The organism is Sulfitobacter sp. SK012 (assembly GCF_003352085.1).
Classification (GTDB): Bacteria; Pseudomonadota; Alphaproteobacteria; order Rhodobacterales; family Rhodobacteraceae; genus Sulfitobacter.
Genome location: NZ_CP025804.1, coordinates 1797987 through 1816097, shown reverse-complemented (window position 1 = coordinate 1816097; position 18111 = coordinate 1797987). Strand labels below are relative to the sequence as shown.

17 protein-coding genes are annotated in these 18111 nt (G+C 55.7%); 7 read left to right on the top strand and 10 right to left on the bottom strand.

The window, feature by feature from the left end; genetic code table 11:
• The first annotated feature begins 102 nt into the window (after positions 1-102).
• From C1J03_RS08785 to C1J03_RS25285, 7 genes are all read left to right on the top strand, one after another.
• Positions 103-1104, top strand: a complete 1002-nt coding sequence (locus C1J03_RS08785) for a Hint domain-containing protein (protein WP_114885638.1) — start codon at positions 103-105, stop codon at positions 1102-1104.
• Positions 1105-1351: 247 nt separating this feature from the next.
• The gene (locus C1J03_RS08780; RefSeq protein ID WP_114885636.1) at positions 1352-1900 is read left to right on the top strand and encodes a VPLPA-CTERM sorting domain-containing protein; all 549 of its coding nucleotides are present in this window, start codon (positions 1352-1354) and stop codon (positions 1898-1900) included.
• A 123-nt stretch (positions 1901-2023) separates the two neighbouring features.
• The gene (locus C1J03_RS08775; protein WP_114888933.1) at positions 2024-3643 is read left to right on the top strand and encodes a peptide chain release factor 3; all 1620 of its coding nucleotides are present in this window, start codon (positions 2024-2026) and stop codon (positions 3641-3643) included.
• 13 nt (positions 3644-3656) lie between these two features.
• Positions 3657-4598, top strand: a complete 942-nt coding sequence (locus C1J03_RS08770; RefSeq protein ID WP_114885634.1) for a glycosyltransferase family 2 protein — start codon at positions 3657-3659, stop codon at positions 4596-4598.
• A 142-nt stretch (positions 4599-4740) separates the two neighbouring features.
• Positions 4741-6279 (top strand): DEAD/DEAH box helicase, encoded by a 1539-nt coding sequence (locus C1J03_RS08765; RefSeq protein ID WP_114885632.1) that lies wholly within the window; start codon positions 4741-4743, stop codon positions 6277-6279.
• Between the two features lie 21 nt (positions 6280-6300).
• Entirely contained in the window at positions 6301-6957 is a 657-nt protein-coding gene (locus tag C1J03_RS08760; protein ID WP_114885630.1) for a class I SAM-dependent methyltransferase, read from the top strand.
• A gap of 538 nt (positions 6958-7495) precedes the next feature.
• On the top strand, positions 7496-7738 hold the full coding sequence (locus C1J03_RS25285) for a hypothetical protein (protein ID WP_162798483.1): 243 nt from the start codon (positions 7496-7498) through the stop codon (positions 7736-7738).
• A 48-nt stretch (positions 7739-7786) separates the two neighbouring features.
• Here C1J03_RS25285 and C1J03_RS08750 read toward each other — a convergent pair whose 3' ends face one another.
• The 10 genes from C1J03_RS08750 to nuoI form a co-directional block, all read right to left on the bottom strand.
• Positions 7787-9454, bottom strand: coding sequence for a ribonuclease J (locus C1J03_RS08750; protein ID WP_114885625.1), 1668 nt, complete (start codon positions 9452-9454; stop codon positions 7787-7789).
• Position 9455: 1 nt separating this feature from the next.
• Entirely contained in the window at positions 9456-10232 is a 777-nt protein-coding gene (locus C1J03_RS08745) for a type III pantothenate kinase (protein WP_114885623.1), read from the bottom strand.
• Positions 10233-10248: 16 nt separating this feature from the next.
• Entirely contained in the window at positions 10249-10980 is a 732-nt protein-coding gene (locus C1J03_RS08740) for a biotin--[acetyl-CoA-carboxylase] ligase (RefSeq protein ID WP_114885620.1), read from the bottom strand.
• A 34-nt stretch (positions 10981-11014) separates the two neighbouring features.
• Positions 11015-12457, bottom strand: coding sequence for an NADH-quinone oxidoreductase subunit NuoN (gene nuoN, locus C1J03_RS08735; protein WP_114885618.1), 1443 nt, complete (start codon positions 12455-12457; stop codon positions 11015-11017).
• Positions 12458-12473: 16 nt separating this feature from the next.
• Entirely contained in the window at positions 12474-14033 is a 1560-nt protein-coding gene (locus C1J03_RS08730; protein WP_114885616.1) for an NADH-quinone oxidoreductase subunit M, read from the bottom strand.
• Positions 14033-16138: an NADH-quinone oxidoreductase subunit L gene (gene nuoL / locus C1J03_RS08725; protein WP_114885614.1), complete on the bottom strand. Its 2106-nt coding sequence runs from the start codon at positions 16136-16138 to the stop codon at positions 14033-14035. The genes C1J03_RS08730 and nuoL overlap by 1 nt, the downstream gene beginning before the upstream one ends.
• Before the next feature lie 5 nt (positions 16139-16143).
• The gene (nuoK, locus tag C1J03_RS08720; protein WP_008553673.1) at positions 16144-16449 is read right to left on the bottom strand and encodes an NADH-quinone oxidoreductase subunit NuoK; all 306 of its coding nucleotides are present in this window, start codon (positions 16447-16449) and stop codon (positions 16144-16146) included.
• 152 nt (positions 16450-16601) lie between these two features.
• The gene (locus C1J03_RS08715) at positions 16602-17204 is read right to left on the bottom strand and encodes an NADH-quinone oxidoreductase subunit J (RefSeq protein ID WP_114885612.1); all 603 of its coding nucleotides are present in this window, start codon (positions 17202-17204) and stop codon (positions 16602-16604) included.
• Positions 17201-17620, bottom strand: a complete 420-nt coding sequence (locus C1J03_RS08710) for a carboxymuconolactone decarboxylase family protein (protein ID WP_114885610.1) — start codon at positions 17618-17620, stop codon at positions 17201-17203. Before C1J03_RS08710 ends, C1J03_RS08715 begins: the two co-directional genes overlap by 4 nt.
• On the bottom strand, positions 17617-18111 hold the full coding sequence (gene nuoI / locus C1J03_RS08705) for an NADH-quinone oxidoreductase subunit NuoI (protein WP_114885608.1): 495 nt from the start codon (positions 18109-18111) through the stop codon (positions 17617-17619). Before nuoI ends, C1J03_RS08710 begins: the two co-directional genes overlap by 4 nt.

Here is an 18111-nt window from a genome sequence, read left to right as displayed (position 1 = left end):
GGCGCGCGGCAAAGGCCAGCAAAACACCTGACGATTGACCGACACCTGCCACAATTCTACGCTAAGCTTACCCCTAGACACTCCCTCGCAAAAGGCCATTTCATGTCCGCCACGTCCCAAAGTGTTCCGGTCTACCGCGCGGCCCAGATCCACGCGACGGACGGGGCCAATATGGGGGATACTTTGTCCTTTGCGGCTGAGCTTTTGAACGACGATGTTTACGAGATTTCCGCTGGTACCACCCCTGAACGCCTGTCTCTGGTAGCGCATAACGATGGCAGCTTTTGCATCGGCGATGATACCGCCCTTGGCACCCCCGGTGCCGCGGTGCATCTGGACAGCGCCCTTATGTTTATGTCTCAAAACGGCAAGACAACCGACACGATGCTGCTTGTCGAAGTGGACACGGATGGCAATGTTGCCGGCATTTATTTGCTACCCTTGTCGACCATGGTGCCCCGCATGGAATACCGGCTTGTCACCATAGACACGGATACGGCGCTCCAGAAATTCGCGCAGGTCGCCTGTGTTTCATTCACGCGCGGCACCCAGATTACCCTGTCCTCTGGTCAGCAGCGCCCGATCGAGGATTTGCGCATCGGTGACCGCCTGCTGACCCGCGATGACGGTGTTCAAACATTACGCTGGATCGGGCAAAGCACTGCGCGCGCCGTGGGTGAATTCGCCCCGATTTGCATTCGTGCGGGGACGCTGAACAACGAGCAAGACCTGATCGTGAGCCCCGACCACCGCTTGTTTATCTATCAGCGGCGCGACGAGTTGGGCGCGGGCCGGTCCGAGCTGTTGGTCAAAGCGCGCCATCTGGTCAACGGTGACAGCGTTACGGTCCAAGAAGGCGGTTTTGTGGACTATTTCCAACTGCTATTTGATGGCCACCAAATCATCTATGCCGAAGGGATTGCAGCGGAATCCATGCTGATCGACAGCCGCACCAAACCGGTGCTGCCCCATGACATGTCCGCCGCCCTGGGCGACGTCATTCCCGGCCATTCCAACCTGCCCCATGCGGGCCTTGATGTGCATGAAAAGCTGCTGCGCCGTCCGGATGCGGCGGAGCTGTTGCGCAAGGCGAGTACACGCTAAGCGCGGTTTTTGAGCCATCAAATCGAGTTTTGCCGGGGCGATTCATTCAAGTGAATGATTCTTTGCACCATTTTCTGGCTCGCGTTCCGCGACAATCATGACCCTCCGGCCCCATTGCCGCCACAAAGCCGCCTCAATTCAATCTGTACTGGAAAATTATCCTTAAATTCATGAATCATTAGGTGAACGCACCAATCCGTGAACAGACCCTAAGTCTGAGGAATTAATAGAAATCTAGGGACGTATCATGAATTTTAAGAAACTAATCACAGCTGCCGCAATTGTCGCCGCATCTGCAACGGCCGGTTCGGCCGCAACCTATATCGGGTCGAACAACCCGGGCGACGGTTCATGGGCGCGACCAATCCGGGGCCTTTCCGCCATTTCTACCTTTGGCCCCGTCAATTACGATTTGCAGATTTTCAGCGTCAGTGCTGACGGCCACTATGATTTTTCGAGCGTCCAGACCTACGACGGTTACCTGCATGTATATGAGACGTTTTTCGACCCAACGGATCAACCGTCTAACCTACTGGCAGGCAACGATGACGGTGTCGGCGGTATCGGCACTTCGAATATCGATGATTTGGCGCTTTTCTCGGGTCAAGATTATTTCCTGATTACCAGTGCTTTTCAGGCTGGCCAAACTGGGACCTTTACCAACGAGATCACCGGCGCGGGCGATGTGTATTTGACCGCAGCACCGTCTGCCGTGCCACTGCCTGCAGGTGGCGTGTTGTTGATCTCTGGTTTGATGGGCCTTGCAGCCGCACGTCGGAAAAAGAAAACCGCCTAAACGCGGTCTAAGCTGACAAACCGCAGCGCCTGTGATGGGCGCTGCGTGACACTCCGCACCAATCTGCGGACGATGCTATCAACGCCGCTTGCCGCGCGCAGGCCTGCCCGTTATATCGCAGCTATGAGTGACACCCCCCAGAACCGCCCAGCCCTGCCTGCCGAGATTGCGCGCCGCCGTACCTTTGCGATCATCAGCCACCCGGATGCAGGCAAGACCACCCTGACCGAAAAATTCCTGCTGTTTGGCGGAGCTATTCAGATGGCCGGACAGGTCCGCGCCAAAGGCGAGGCCCGGCGCACCCGTTCAGACTTTATGGCGATGGAAAAAGACCGCGGTATTTCGGTATCCGCCTCCGCGATGTCGTTTGATTTTGCGCTAAAAGACACCAATTTTCGCTTCAATCTGGTCGATACACCGGGCCACTCGGATTTCTCGGAAGATACCTACCGTACGCTGACGGCTGTGGACGCCGCTGTGATGGTGATCGACGGGGCCAAAGGTGTTGAAAGCCAGACGCAAAAACTGTTTGAAGTGTGCCGGATGCGCGACCTGCCGATCCTGACGTTCTGTAACAAGATGGACCGCGAAAGCCGTGACGTCTTTGAGATTATTGACGAAATCCAACAAAACCTCGCCATTGATGTGACCCCAGCCAGTTGGCCCATCGGCGTCGGCCGCGATTTTATCGGCTGTTACGACATCCTGCGCGACCGGCTGGAATTGATGGACCGCGCTGACCGTAACAAGGTGTCAGAATCCATCGAGATCAACAGCCTTGATGATCCGCAACTCACCGAGCATGTCCCCGCCGCCCTGTTGGAAAAGCTGCGCGAAGACCTAGAGATGGTGCGCGAACTGATGCCACCCTTGGACATCGCCGCCATGCACGAAGGGTCCCTCACGCCGATTTGGTTTGGGTCTGCGATCAACTCCTTTGGTGTCAAGGAACTGATGCGCGGCATCGCCACTTTCGGGCCTGAGCCGCAAATCCAATCCGCCGAGCCACGCCAGATTTTACCCGAAGAAACAAAGGTTTCCGGCTTTGTCTTTAAGGTTCAGGCGAACATGGACCCCAAGCACCGCGACCGGGTGGCTTTTGTGCGCCTGGCGTCTGGTCATTTCCTGCGCGGTATGAAGTTGACCCACGTGCGGTCGAAAAAGCAGATGGCGATTACCGCACCTGTGATGTTTCTTGCCTCTGACCGCGAGCTGGCAGAAGAAGCTTGGGCTGGCGACATCATCGGCATTCCCAACCACGGCCAACTTCGCATCGGCGATACGCTGACCGAAGGCGAAGCCCTGCGCGTCACGGGCATTCCGTCCTTTGCCCCTGAATTGTTGCAAGGTGTGCGTGCAGGTGATCCCCTGAAATCCAAGCACCTTGAAAAAGCGTTGATGCAATTTGCCGAAGAAGGTGCTGCGAAAGTGTTCAAGCCTTCAATCGGATCGGGCTTTATCGTGGGCGTTGTGGGGCAGCTACAATTTGAGGTGCTCGCGTCCAGGATCGAGCTGGAATACGGCTTGCCTGTTAGGTTCGAGCAGTCACAATTCACCTCCGCGCGTTGGGTAAACGGTACCAAGCAAGACGTTGATAAGTTCACCGACACCAATCAACAGCACATCGCTTATGATCATGACGGCGACATTGTTTATCTGACCCGCCTGCAGTGGGACATAGACCGCGTGGACCGCGACTATCCCGACATAAGGTTAACGGCGACCAAAGAGATGATGGTGTGATGCGAGGCAGGATATGACCACGCTGCCGACATGGGGTCTTGTTGCGACGATAAAGGCCCCGGCAGAAGACGTCCTGCGATTTGCCGCCTACCATCTTGAAGCAGGCGCGCATCGGTTACGCCTGTATCTCGATGCACCCTGCCCCGAAGCGCAAGCCGTTTTAGCGAAGCACCCCAAGATTCAGGCAACCTTATGCGACGCAGATCATTGGAAACGGCTGAACGGCGGTCGCCCGCCCATGCATCAGCCGCGCCAAACGATCAACGCCACGCACGCCTATTCTGCCGAAACCGAACTTGATTGGTTGATCCACATGGACGTGGACGAGTTTTTGGTGTCGGACGCCCCCGTGGCTCAGCACCTTGCAAATCTGCCCTCCGGCACACTGACTGCCCGCGCCCGCCCTATGGAATTGCTGGCCGGCGGCACAGGGGCCTTCAAACGGTTCATCCCCGCAGGTCCGGACCGTGAGCGGCTGGTGGCAGAGCTGTATCCGACCTTTGGTGAACACCTAAAGGGCGGTTTTCTAAGCCATCTGGCGGGAAAAATCTTCCTACGCACCGGGCTTAGCCGCGTGAAATTGCGGATCCACAATGCCTTTCAGGACGGGGAAATGAACCCGGCTCAGGTCGATCTGGCGGCAGTTGATCTGGCGCATTGCCACGCGCCCACTTGGGACGCGTGGCAGGCCAGTTTCCGCTACCGGCTGGAAAAAGGATCATACCGAGCTGATCTGGGCCCGGCACGGGCGCGCAAGCTCGGTGGCATCACGATGCACGAGCTGTTCCACGCCATCGAGGCCGACGCTGGCCCCGCCGGACTGCGCACCTTTTACGACGAAGTTTGCGCCGATTCTCCCGCCCTGCGTGTAAGGCTGGAACAACGCGGATTGTTGCACTTGGTTGATCTGGACCTTGATGCTGCACGCATGCACCAATTTCCTGTAATCCCCTAAGTTTACCTTGTGTTTGACGCGTGCCGAACGTCCTGCTATGCGCTTTTATGCATGTCGCGATCGTAGGTCGCCGCTTGGGCCATTCGGGCCGGCATAAATCGCTGCCGCGGGCCAAATGCGTGTCCGCAAACCACGGATACACATGATAAAATTTTCTGATCTGAAGCTAAACCCTAAGGTCCTCAAAGCCATCGAAGAGGCGGGCTACGAAAGCCCCACGCCGATTCAGGCCGGAGCCATCCCCCCCGCCCTAGAAGGGCGCGACGTTTTGGGCATCGCCCAGACCGGTACGGGTAAGACCGCCAGCTTTACGCTGCCAATGATCACCATGCTGGCGCGAGGCCGTGCACGTGCACGCATGCCACGCTCGCTGGTGCTGTGTCCCACACGGGAATTGGCCGCACAGGTTGCCGAAAACTTCGACACCTACGCCAAGCATGTAAAGTTGACCAAAGCACTGCTGATTGGTGGCGTGTCGTTCAAAGAGCAAGACACCGCCATCGACAAAGGTGTGGACGTGTTGATCGCCACGCCCGGCCGCCTACTTGACCATTTTGAGCGCGGCAAACTCATCTTGAACGATGTAAAGGTCATGGTCGTAGACGAGGCGGACCGGATGCTCGATATGGGGTTCATCCCTGACATTGAACGCATCTTTGGCCTGACGCCGTTTACGCGCCAGACGCTGTTTTTCTCAGCCACCATGGCTCCGGAAATCGAGCGGATCACCAACACGTTCCTCAGCAACCCTGAGCGGATCGAAGTTGCGCGCCAAGCCACCACAGGCGAGAACATCAAGCAAGGCGTGTTGATGTTCAAAGCATCTCGCAAGGACCGCGAAGCGACGGAAAAACGCAAAGTACTGCGGGCTCTGATCGACGCTGAAGGCGAAAAATGCACAAACGCGATCATATTTTGCAACCGCAAGATGGATGTCGATACGGTTGCTAAGTCGTTGAAAAAATACGGATATGACGCAGCTCCGATCCACGGAGATCTGGAGCAAAGTCAGCGCACGCGCACGCTTGATGGTTTCCGCGCAGGCTCGCTACGGTTCCTTGTGGCCTCTGATGTGGCCGCGCGCGGCCTTGATGTGCCCGCCGTGAGCCACGTGTTTAACTTTGATGTGCCAAGCCACGCCGAGGACTATGTCCACCGCATTGGTCGGACGGGTCGCGCCGGACGTGACGGCACGGCGATCATGATCTGCACTGCTCGGGACGAGAAAAACCTCGCAGATGTAGAACGTTTGGTACAGCGCGAAATCCCACGTCTTGATGATCCTTTGGGCGGCGGTAAGCCAGCCGAAGCGGCAAAACCCGCGGCTCCAGAAGCTGAAGCCCAAGCTGAAAAACCCAAGCGCACCAGGTCACGCAGCCGCAAGTCTGACGATAAGCCCAAAGTTGAGGCAGAAGTGCCAAAACCAGTGGTTAAAGCGGAGACGCCAGAGCCCGAAACGAAGGTCGAAGGGGTCAGCCCACCTGAGCCAAAGATTGAAGCGCCAGAGAAGACGGATCCGCCAAAACAGCAGGACCGGAACAACAATAATCGAAGCCGCAACAACAGCAATAATAACAACCGTGGTGGAAACAACGATCGCGGTGGTAACAAAGTTGTAGGGCTTGGCAATCACACGCCAGACTTCATCGAGTTAAGTTTCGAAGACCGCCAGAAGGCGTAACAGCACAAAAGGATCGCGACGATGGATGCTTGGGCTATTCCTGCACGCAAGATTGACGCTGAAATTCGGAACTTCGAGAATGCCTGCCCATTTCCCGAAGGGGAAATTACGCGCATGGCAAACCGTCGTCGCATCCTACGTCATTTGCCCAAAAAGAGCATCGGTGCGGAGATTGGTGTATTTCGCGGCCATTTCAGCGAAATGATTTGTAATGTGGTCGCGCCGCGAAAGTTGTACCTGATCGACCCATGGACCAAGTCTGGCGAGACATTTGGCTGGGGTAAAGAATACACCAATTTTGGGGCACTCAAAACTGCAGATGCCCGAGACGAGAGTATTCTGCGGGCCCGGCGTGGCGGTTGTAGTGAAGTCGTTGTGATAGAAGAAGGTTTTCCCGCTTGTGCCGGACAGATCGCCGAAAAGCTCGATTGGGTATATTTGGACGCCAGCCATAAGTTCGAAGCAACACTGGCCGAACTGCAGCGCGTGGCAGTGATAGTCAAAGACGACGGCGTGATCGCGGGAGATGATTTCGCGATTAACCCTGAATCCATGCATCACGGTGTCTTCCAAGCCGTACACGCATTTATCCGCGAAACGGACTGGTGCCTGATCGATTGCGCCCATGCCAATCAATACGCCCTAAAACGCTTCGAGACCCACGGGCGATTGCCCTAGTTGCAAACCTATCATTGCATCCTTGAAGACGAATTGGGGAAAGCTGAGAATGGTTGATGGTCCAATACTCCAAATGACCGGGAAAACTTGACCAAACGTTCTGAGCACGAGATGGGTTTTGGAACAGCTGGAACGCGCCCGAATACATGAAGTGGAAAGATGGCTTCTAGGCCCGAGACTGATCCAAACGCCATGCTTTCGCCCATGTTGGAAAACTTTTGCATCAATCAGATACAAAGCCGGATCGACCATAGAAATCCTTGATATCTGCTCAGGCCCCCTCGGCTGGATCGGCACTCGGTCGGGTAATTGCAATCGGTCGCCCCGCTGGCGGATGAATATGGCGCTAAGTTGAACGCCAAATGCGTCACCTGGCGTGGGATGTCCGATCAAAGGGTTCTTTGAAGGCGCACTATGGCAGCCTGGGGCAAATAAGTACGACAAAGTCTGGTCAGCCAGCTCTCTCGACCATTCCAACGACCCGGTGCTCGGGCTTTTTAACCTCATCAGCATCTGCAGAATTGGCGGCGGGGCAATCATGATGTTGCGCCCCAATGACGCAGAAGGCGAAGACTACAAGGGCCTACACCAATGGAACCTCGACAACATCTTCGACGGTGAATTGATCCTGCACCAACTGGGTCGGCGTTTTTCAATGATGCCGCTCTTGCGCCCGCAAGGAGATTTGGTCGTCCAAAACGTGGCCGCGTCCGAACGCGACAAAGCCAAACTGATCGTGAAATTCAAAAAACGGCGGATGCCAATATTTCTCAGGCTATGATGCTCTGAGAATGTTCCCGCCCGCAAATGCTGCGGGCGGGAACAAAGGTTAGCTTAGGCGGCTAACCACAACTGTAACTTCAGGCTTCTTACCGATCTCGTTGTTCGAAGACTGACGTGCGATCTTGCGAAGGCCATCATCCAGCAGCTTGTCATCGCGCAAGGTTTTGGGCGAAGCACGGCCCAACCATTGCGCCAGATCAGCTTCAACCACATCAACCAGCGGAGACTTGGACGTGCCCATTTCCGGCAGGCCCATCGCGTCGACCCACGGATCACCCAAAGGCTCATCGGAATCGTCAATGATCACGGTCACGGTCATATGACCGTTCAACGCCATCCGAATACGGTCACGAACCACGCCGTCCAACGCGCCAACCTGTACAGAGCCATCCAGATAGGTGCGCCCCGTCTCGATGTACTCAGCAATCTTAGGCGCATTGCCAGACAGGTCGATCATCATACCGTTGACAGCCAGCACACCAGCAATGCCTTTGGCATCCGCGATCTTGACGTGCTCGCGCAAGTGACGATGCTCGCCGTGCATTGGGATCAGGATCTGGGGCTTGATGATGTCATGCAATGTTTCCAGATCAGGACGGTTGGCGTGGCCAGACACGTGGTATTTGCCGTTGCTGTCATCGACAACATCAACACCCATCTCAGAAAACGAATTCATGACTTTGATCACGCCACGCTCGTTGCCCGGAATGGTTTTTGACGAAAAGAGGAACATATCGCCCTCTTTCATCTCAAGGCCCATGTACTTGCCGCGCGCCAACTGCGCGCTGGCAGCACGGCGCTCGCCTTGACTGCCCGTGACCAGCAGCATCACGTTCTCACGTGGAATGCCGCGTGCCTGCTCGGGGCTGATGGTAGGCGGAAAATCTTTCATCACGCCGGTTTCAAGCGACGCATCAACCATCCGCTTCATCGCGCGACCCAGCAAAACGATAGACCGCCCTGCCCGCTCGCCCGCTTGAGCAAGTGTTTTGACCCGCGCCACGTTAGACGCGAACGTTGTCGCCACAACCATACCTTTGGCCGAAGAAACCAGTTCTTCGATCGCGGGTCCAAGGGTCCCTTCAGAGCGACCTGGTTCGGGTGAGAACACATTCGTGCTGTCACATACCAAAGCTTTGACGCCGTCCTTGGCAATCTCAGCAAAGGCAGCGGCGTCGAACGCTTCGCCAACGCCGGGCGTTACATCGACCTTAAAGTCGCCCGAATGCACAATCCGGCCGGCAGGGCTGTCGATGATCAAAGCTGACGATTCAGGGATCGAGTGCGAGATCGGCATGAAGCCAACGGTAAACGGGCCAGCTGTGATCTGTGCGGGCCAAACCTGCGCCGTGGTGATTGCATCATCGGGGTGTTTGTATTCTGACATTTTGCGGCGCGCGATGTTGGCGGTAAAGTTACGCGCATAAATCGGGGCACGCAGCCGGTCATAGGTGTGTGCCACCGCGCCCACGTGGTCTTCGTGCGCGTGTGTAACAAAGATCGCTTCGATCTGTTTGCGGCGTTTTTCCAGCCATGCGATGTCGGCGATGATCAAATCAACGCCCGGGCTTGTGTCCATATCCGGGAAGGCCACGCCAAGGTCCACGACAATCAGTCGCTCCTTGCCGGGTTTGCCATAGCCGTAAACATAGGCATTCATGCCAATTTCACCCGCCCCCCCAAGGGGCAGGTAGATCAGTCTTTCACTGCTCATATTATTTCGTCAAATCCTTGTTATACTTATGAATCACGGTCAATCCGTGCATTGTCAGGTCATCTTGAAAGGCGTCAAAAAGCGTTTCAGTTTGCTGAAACAGGGGGGCTAGCCCGCCGGTTGCGATGACGCGCATCTCGCGGTCACGTTCCGCCTTTATCCGCGCACATATCTCACGAACGAGACCGACATAACCCCAAAAAACGCCAGATTGCATACAGGCAACAGTATTTGTGCCGATCACCGCCTGCGGTTTGGAGATATCGACATGCGGCAAAGCGGCTGCAGCATTGTGCAACGCCTCAAGGCTTAGGTTCACGCCGGGTGCGATAACGCCGCCAATATAGGCGCCATCTTGGGCCACAACATCAAAGGTGGTCGCGGTGCCAAAATCAACAACCACAAGGTCACCACCATAGAGATCATAACCCGCAACGGTGTTCACCAAACGGTCTGGCCCTACGGCAGTACCGGCATCAACGCGGACATCAACCGGCAGCGCACAGTCAGATTTTCCAACCACCATCGGTCGCGTGTTAAAATACCGATCAGCGAAAACGCGAAGATTGTAGACAACCCGTGGCACAGTTGAGGACACGATCACATCTGTGATGTTCGCCTCGATCTGCTGGAACTTCATCAACGTGCTGAGCCAGACGTAATACTGGTCCGCCGTCCGCTGCCATTCAGTGGCCGTGCGCCACGTCGCGATAAACGCTTTGCCGTCCCAAATTGAGAAGACCGTATTCGTGTTACCGCAGTCAATCGCCAGAAGCATTGTTGCCCCCTTCTGCCTAGAAATACACATCCGCCGCCGTGACGATCACGCGGCCCTTGGGTGTCCCAAGGATGAGGTTACCTGATGCATCCACATCTTCAAAGACGCCTACTGTTTCGTCGCGCATGGTGCGCGCAGTGATCACTTCGCCGCGCCGTGCGGCCTGTTCCATCCAAGCGGCGCGTATCGGCGCAAATCCGTAAGTGCGAAATTGATCTTCAAGCACGGCATACTGGGCCGCCAGCGTATCCAGAAAATGCTCTGGCGTGACCATTGCCCCGGTGCTGGACAGCGATACTGGGCGCACGGCCCCTGCCTCAACTTGATCCGCACCAGGGGCATGGGCAAGGTTTACGCCAATGCCGATGGCCAAATGGTCGCCGGTGCCTTCTAGTAATATTCCGGCCACTTTGCCGCCCCGCAGCAAAACATCATTCGGCCATTTCAACGCAAAATCCGCCTCACGGCCCGTCACCTCAACAAAGCTGCGCCACAGCGCCAGCGACATTACAAAACTGCGCAAAGCGGCCTGCGCAGGTGGGTCCGTGCGTGGCATGATAAGGGTTGCTGCGAAATTGCCGCGCGGTGTTGCCCAACTGCGGCCGCGTCTGCCGCGCGCGGCCGTCTGCTCCGCGGCAAGTATCCAAGTGGCCGCAGCCAACGTCGGCGCTAGGCGTGCAGCCTCTGACAAGGTGGAATCGATGCTGTCGAGCACATGGCGGTCATAACCCTGCGGCCATTTCCCCATATTGCTCACTGTTCAGTCGCAGCCCTGTTCAGGATCAATTGACCAGCATCGCGGCAGCAGCCGCCGCTGCTTCTTCGACGCCAAACATGCTGATACTCGCAAGCGTGACCATCACCGCTGAGGCAACAAAAACGATCTGCAAAACGCCGCCCGTATTGTTATCCAAAGCATCTGAGCGGTCCTCGCCGAAATACATAAAGAACACGATGCGCAGGTAGTAATACGCGCCAATCACCGATGCGATAACACCCGCGATTGCCAGCCACGCCAAGCCACCTTCATAGGCAGCGCGCAGCACATAGAATTTGCCAAAGAAGCCCACGAAGGGTGGCACACCCGCAAGGCTGAACATCAAAACCAGCAGCGCCAAGGCGCGTCCGGGATGTTGCTTGGAATACATATTGAGCGACGCGATATCTGTGACCGGCTGGCCGTCCTTTTCCATCAACAAGATAAACGCAAATGTTCCGACGTTCATCGTGATGTAGATCGCCATATAGACCAGCATCGCTTGCACGCCAAAGGCAGTCCCGGCGGCCAGTCCCATCAGCGCATAGCCCATATGCGCAATCGACGAATACGCCATCAGACGTTTGATGTTGGTTTGCCCGATCGCTGCGATGGCTCCAAGGAACATCGACAGTACCGACAGCAGCGCGATGATCTGGCTCCAGTCACTGACCGCATTGCCAAATGCATCATGCAGTACCCGTGCAAACAGTCCCATCGCCGCCATCTTGGGCGCAGTCGCAAAGAAGGCTGTGATCGGTGTCGGTGCGCCCTCATAGACGTCTGGCGTCCACATGTGGAACGGCACAGCAGAAACCTTAAAGGCCATACCCGCGATCAGGAATACGATACCAAAGAGCAACCCAATAGAGGTCTCGCCGGCTTGAGCCACCTGAATGATCCCCGAAAACAGCGTCGTGCCGGCATAACCGTAGACCAGCGAGGCACCGTACAGCAGCATCCCAGAGCTCAGCGCGCCGAGCACGAAGTACTTCAAGCCTGCTTCTGTGGATTTTACGCTGTCACGCCGCAAAGAAGCGACAACATAAAGCGCCAGGGATTGCAGCTCCAGCCCCATATAAAGCGCCATCAGATCGCCAGCGGACACCATCATCATCATGCCCACAACGCTTAGCGCTACAAGGACAGGATACTCAAACCGCAGCAGATCACGCGCACGCATGTAGCCTTCGGACATCACCAGAACAACGGCCGCCGACAACAAGATTGTAACTTTGGCATACCGTGCAAAACCGTCGTCATTGAACATGCCACCAAAGGCCACGCGGGTGCCCTCACCGGTCATCCCAATCCAGAACCCAAGGATCACCATGACCCCTGCAGTCAGCCACAACACGAGGCTCGCCACGCGATCCTTGCCCGTATAAACCGCACCAAGCAGCGCGAGGATGGCAAAGACGGAAAGCAAAATTTCCGGCAGGATGATGTTGAGATCGGCAGTGATCATCGTGGTCGTCCTTTAATCAGTGCGATGCGGCGGATTGCACGGCGGCACCCGCAACGTCCAACGCAGCTTCGTAGTTATTAACCAGCGCGGCCACAGAGGGCCCGGTTATATCAAGTACCAGCGCCGGGTAGACGCCCAGCAGCAATGTCATCACCACCAGCGGAGCAAAAATCCACTTTTCACGCGAGGTCATGTCGGTGATGCCTTTGAGGCTCTCTTTGATCAGGTCGCCCATCACCACGCGGCGGTACAACCACAGCGCATAGGCCGCCGACAAAATCACACCGGTCGTCGCCACAGCTGCAACCCAAGTGTTAACCTGGAAGACTGCAATCAGTGTTAGGAATTCGCCAACAAATCCGCTGGTTCCCGGCAGTCCGACATTGGCCATCGTGAACAACATAAAGATCATCGCATAAACCGGCATACGGTTCACTAGCCCGCCATAGGCATCGATGTCGCGCGTATGCATCCGGTCATAGATCACACCAACCGCAAGAAAGAGCGCGCCCGAGATAAAGCCGTGGCTGATCATCTGGAATATCGCGCCATCAATGCCCTGCTGGTTCGCCGAGAAAATACCCATGGTTACAAATCCCATGTGCGCAACGGATGAATAGGCGATGAGCTTTTTCATGTCTTCTTGCACCAGCGCCACCAGCGAGGTGTAGACAATCGCAATCGCGCTCATCCACAGCACTAAAGGTCCCATGACATCTGATCCGACCGGGAACATTGGCAAGGAGAACCGCAAGAAGCCGTAACCACCCATCTTGAGCAAGATCGCCGCCAGCACAACCGAACCCGCAGTCGGGGCCTGCACGTGCGCATCCGGCAACCAGGTGTGAACCGGCCACATCGGCATCTTGACCGCAAAGCTCGCAAAGAACGCAAGGAACATCAGGGTCTGTACGCCACCAACGACTTGTATCCCCAGCACGCTAAACGTCTCGGAGCCAAAGGTATGGGTGAGCAAACTCACTTCGCAGCCGCCGATACAGGTTGTTCCCGCATCCGCGTACATCGCCACCATCGCCACCAACATCAGAACCGAACCAAGGAAGGTATAAAGGAAGAACTTAAAGCTCGCGTAGATCCGGTTCGCCCCGCCCCAGATACCAATGATCAAGAACATCGGAATGAGGCCAGCCTCAAAGAACAGATAGAACAGCACAAGATCAAGCGCCATAAACACGCCCAGCATCAGCGTTTCCAACAATAGAAACGCGATCATGTATTCTTTGACCCGCGTGTTCACATTCCAGCTGGCCGCAATAACAAGCGGCATCATGAATGTGGTGAGCATCACAAACAGGATCGAAATCCCGTCAACGCCCATGCGGTATTTCAGGCCCATCAGCCAATCGGCCTCGTCCACCAATTGAAAGCCCGTGTTGGTGGGATCAAATTCAAGGAACACAAAGATCGACACAAGGAAGGTCACCGATGTGGTGATCAGTGCCAGCCATTTCGCATTGCGCGCAGCGGCTTCGTCTTCACCACGCAGGAAAAGCGCCAAAATACCGGCGGCAAAGGCCGGCATAAAGGTCACGATAGAAAGCAAGTGATGCTCCATCAGTGTGCCCCCCCGGTCATCGTCATCCAAGTCACCAACACAGCAATACCGATCACCATCGCAAAAGCGTAGGTGAAGATATAGCCAGACTGCGCGCGGCCCGCGAGCCGTGTGAGCCACGGAATGATACCCATCGCAATACCGTTGAGCGTGCCGTCAATCACGCCACCGTCCCCACGTTTCCACAAGAAGCGGCCGAGCGCCTTTGCAGGCCGGATGAAGATAAAGTCGTAGATCTCATCAAAGTACCACTTGTTAAGTAAGAACAGATATAGCGGGCGCTGGCTTGCTGCCAAACGCGCAGGCAGGCTTGGGTTCCAGATGTAGAACCACATCGCCATCACAAAACCAAAGAGCATCGCAATAAACGGGCTGACTTTGACCCATGTGGGCGCGCCATGGGCCGCGTCCAGAACATGGTTGTCGGCTCCAAAATAGATCGCACCTTCGCCCGGTGCCCCTGCAAACCCAGCACCGTGATGGGTTTCACCGTGATCATCGCCAGTAGCCGCGGCATCATCATGTGCCTCTTCGGCACCTTCAACATGCGCGGCACCACCCTCGGCCATCTCAGCCATGGGAATACCGTAGAACTCGCCAATATCTTCAGCGTGACCAAAGAAGGAGTTGTACCAGATCATACCAGCAAAGACGGCTCCAAGGCTCAGTACGCCCAGTGGGATCAGCATGGTCATCGGGGACTCGTGCGCGTGCTCATGGGTGTGCTTGTCGCCACGTGGCTTGCCATAGAACGTCATGAACATCAGGCGCCAGCTGTAAAAGCTCGTCATCGCAGCAGCGATTACCAAAAGCCAGAAACCGTACATTGAATCGCCGCCATAAGCGCTTTCAATAATCGCATCCTTACTGAGGAAACCTGCGAAACCAATATGCGTCAGAGGAATGCCAACGCCTGTGATCGCCAACGTACCAATCATCATCGCCGCGAAAGTGTAGGGGATCTTTTTGCGCAGACCGCCGTAGTTATTCATGTCCTGCTCGTGGTGCATCGAATGAATGACCGACCCCGCGCCCAGAAACAACATTGCCTTAAAGAACGCGTGGGTGAAGAGGTGGAACATCGCAGCCGAGTACATCCCAACGCCTGCGGCCACGAACATATAGCCCAGCTGCGAACAGGTCGAATAAGCAATCACGCGCTTGATGTCGGTTTGAACCAGACCCACGGTGGCTGCGAAAAACGCGGTGCTTGCGCCGATGAAGGTCACAAACATCATCGCTTCTGGGGCGAATTCCATGATCGGTGACATGCGGCACACAAGGAAAACACCGGCGGTTACCATTGTCGCGGCATGGATCAGTGCCGACACAGGGGTCGGGCCCTCCATCGCGTCAGGAAGCCAAGTGTGCAGGAACAACTGCGCCGATTTACCCATCGCGCCAACAAACAGCAGGAAGGCAATAACATTGGCCGCATTCCACTCGCGCCACAGAAAGCTCAACTGCTGCTCGGCCAGATCAGGGGCCGCAGCAAATATATCATCAAGACGGATGCTGTCAGTCAGATAGAACAGCGCAAAGATACCCAGCGCAAAGCCGAAATCACCAACACGGTTGACCACAAACGCCTTGATAGCCGCAGCATTCGCACTTGGTTTACGGTAATAAAAGCCAATCAACAGGTAAGACGCGACGCCCACGCCTTCCCACCCAAAGAACATCTGCACAAGGTTGTCAGCCGTCACCAGCATCAACATCGCAAAGGTAAAGAACGACAGGTAGGCAAAGAACCGAGGACGATAGCTTTCGTTATCCCGAAAATTCTCGTCATGGGCCATATAGCCAAAGGAATAAAGGTGTACGAGGCTCGACACTGTCGTGATCACGATCAGCATGATCGCCGTCAGACGGTCCAAACGGATCGACCAATCGGTGCTCAGTGTACCGCTTTCGATAAAGCGTAGGATCTGGATATGCTCAGTGACGCTGGCGTCCATGGTCAGGAACACGACCCAGCTGAGCAGTGCCGACAGGAACAACAGCCCGGTTGAAATCCAAGTCGCGGCAACTTCGCCGATGATCTTCCAACCGAACCCGCAAAGGATCGCACCTACCAGCGGGGCAAAAAGGAGTGTGGTTTCCATAATCCTCAGCCCTTCATCACGTTGACGTCTTCAACCGCGATCGTGCCACGGTTACGGAAGAAACAGACCAAAATGGCCAGACCAATCGCCGCTTCTGCTGCGGCAACCGTGAGGACAAACAGCGTGAACACCTGCCCCACCAGATCACCCAGAAAGCTGGAGAATGCGACAAGATTAATGTTCACCGCCAAGAGCATCAGTTCGATGCTCATCAGCAGAATGATCACGTTCTTGCGGTTCAGAAAAAGCCCGAAGATGCCGATGACAAACAGCGTCGCCGCCACTGTCAGGTAATGTTCAAGTCCGATCATGTCGTCCCTCAGTCTTTTGGCCCTCTTGCGGGGCAGTATTCTTATGTGCCGGATACGGGTCCGGCTGATCTCAGATCAGGTTGTAGCCGCCGAATAGAATGCTCAGCGCGACCACGATAGTATTTTGGTAGGCAATATCTCTAATCGCCCGCCTACAGCCCCTGCCCCGGTTTCACGTCTTTTAATTCCATCGCCTTAGCTGGATCACGCATCATCTGTGCGACCACGTCCTGGCGTTTGACATCTGTGCGGTGGCGCAGGGTCAGCACGATTGCACCGATCATCGCAACCAGCAGGATCAGGCCCGACAGCTGGAAAAGCAAAAAGTAATCGTCATAAATGATTAACCCAAGCGCGGCGGTATTTGTGACATCCATATCCGTCACCTGCGCGCGCAGCCCCTCAGCGGCGGCATTGAATTCCCAAGCGCCAAAGGCCATCACAAATTGCATGAGAATCACGAGCGCGATCAACAGCGCCAGCGGCATGTAGCGCGCCATTTCGGCTTTCAATTCGGCGAAATCAACGTCCAGCATCATCACAACGAACAAAAACAGGACCGCCACGGCCCCGACATAGACGATGACCAAGAGCATCGCGACAAACTCTGCACCCAAAAGCACAAACAGGCCCGCTGCAGACAGGAATGACAGGATTAACCAAAGCACGGAATGCACGGGGTTGCGGCTGATCACGGTGAAAAGCCCCCCTGTGATCACGCAGATTGCAAATAGATAGAATGCAAAAATGCTCATGCGTCACGTTCCTTATCTTTGGCTTCATCCGCCGCGTCACCGTCCAGCACTTCTTGGGCCAGTTGCATCGCGCGGTTCATCGCAGGAATACCGGCAAAGGCGGCCATTTGGCCAATCGTATCAATAATCTGTTGCTTGTGTGCACCCGCCTCAACGGCGTGGCGCACAGTTTGGCGCAAAACAACTTCGTTCTGTGCGCCTTGCATGGTCAGCCCCGCCAACGTCAAAAGCAGCCGCGTCTTGGCGTCCAACCCATCAGGGTTAAGCTTGTTGCCAAAGAAGGTTTCCATCATGTCCTTGGGCATCAGGCCCATCATCGCCTCAAAACCCTTGGGCGAAAACGCATCCATCGCCGGAAAGGACTTGGCCATTTCCTGCATCTGCTTGGTCATTGCTTCAAAGGGGTTATCGGTCATCGGTACGGCGCATCCATCTCAAGGTTACGCGCAATCTCGGCTTCCCAGCGCTCACCATTTTCCAAAAGCTTGTCCTTGTCGTAAAACAGCTCTTCGCGGGTCTCAGTCGAGAACTCAAAATTCGGGCCTTCAACAATAGCATCCACCGGGCAGGCTTCTTGGCAGAAACCACAATAGATGCATTTGGTCATATCGATGTCATAGCGCGTGGTGCGGCGTGATCCATCATCGCGCGGCTCAGCATCAATCGTGATGGCCTGCGCGGGACAAACGGCTTCGCAAAGTTTGCACGCAATGCAGCGCTCTTCGCCGTTGGGATAACGACGCAGGGCATGCTCACCCCGGAAACGCGGGCTGAGCGGGCCTTTTTCATGCGGATAGTTCAACGTCGCCTTGGGCCGGAAGAAATACTTGATCCCCAGCTTCATGCCGACCCAGAAATCCTGCAAAAGGAAGTACTTGGCGTGCCGTGTATAATCGATCTGTGCCAT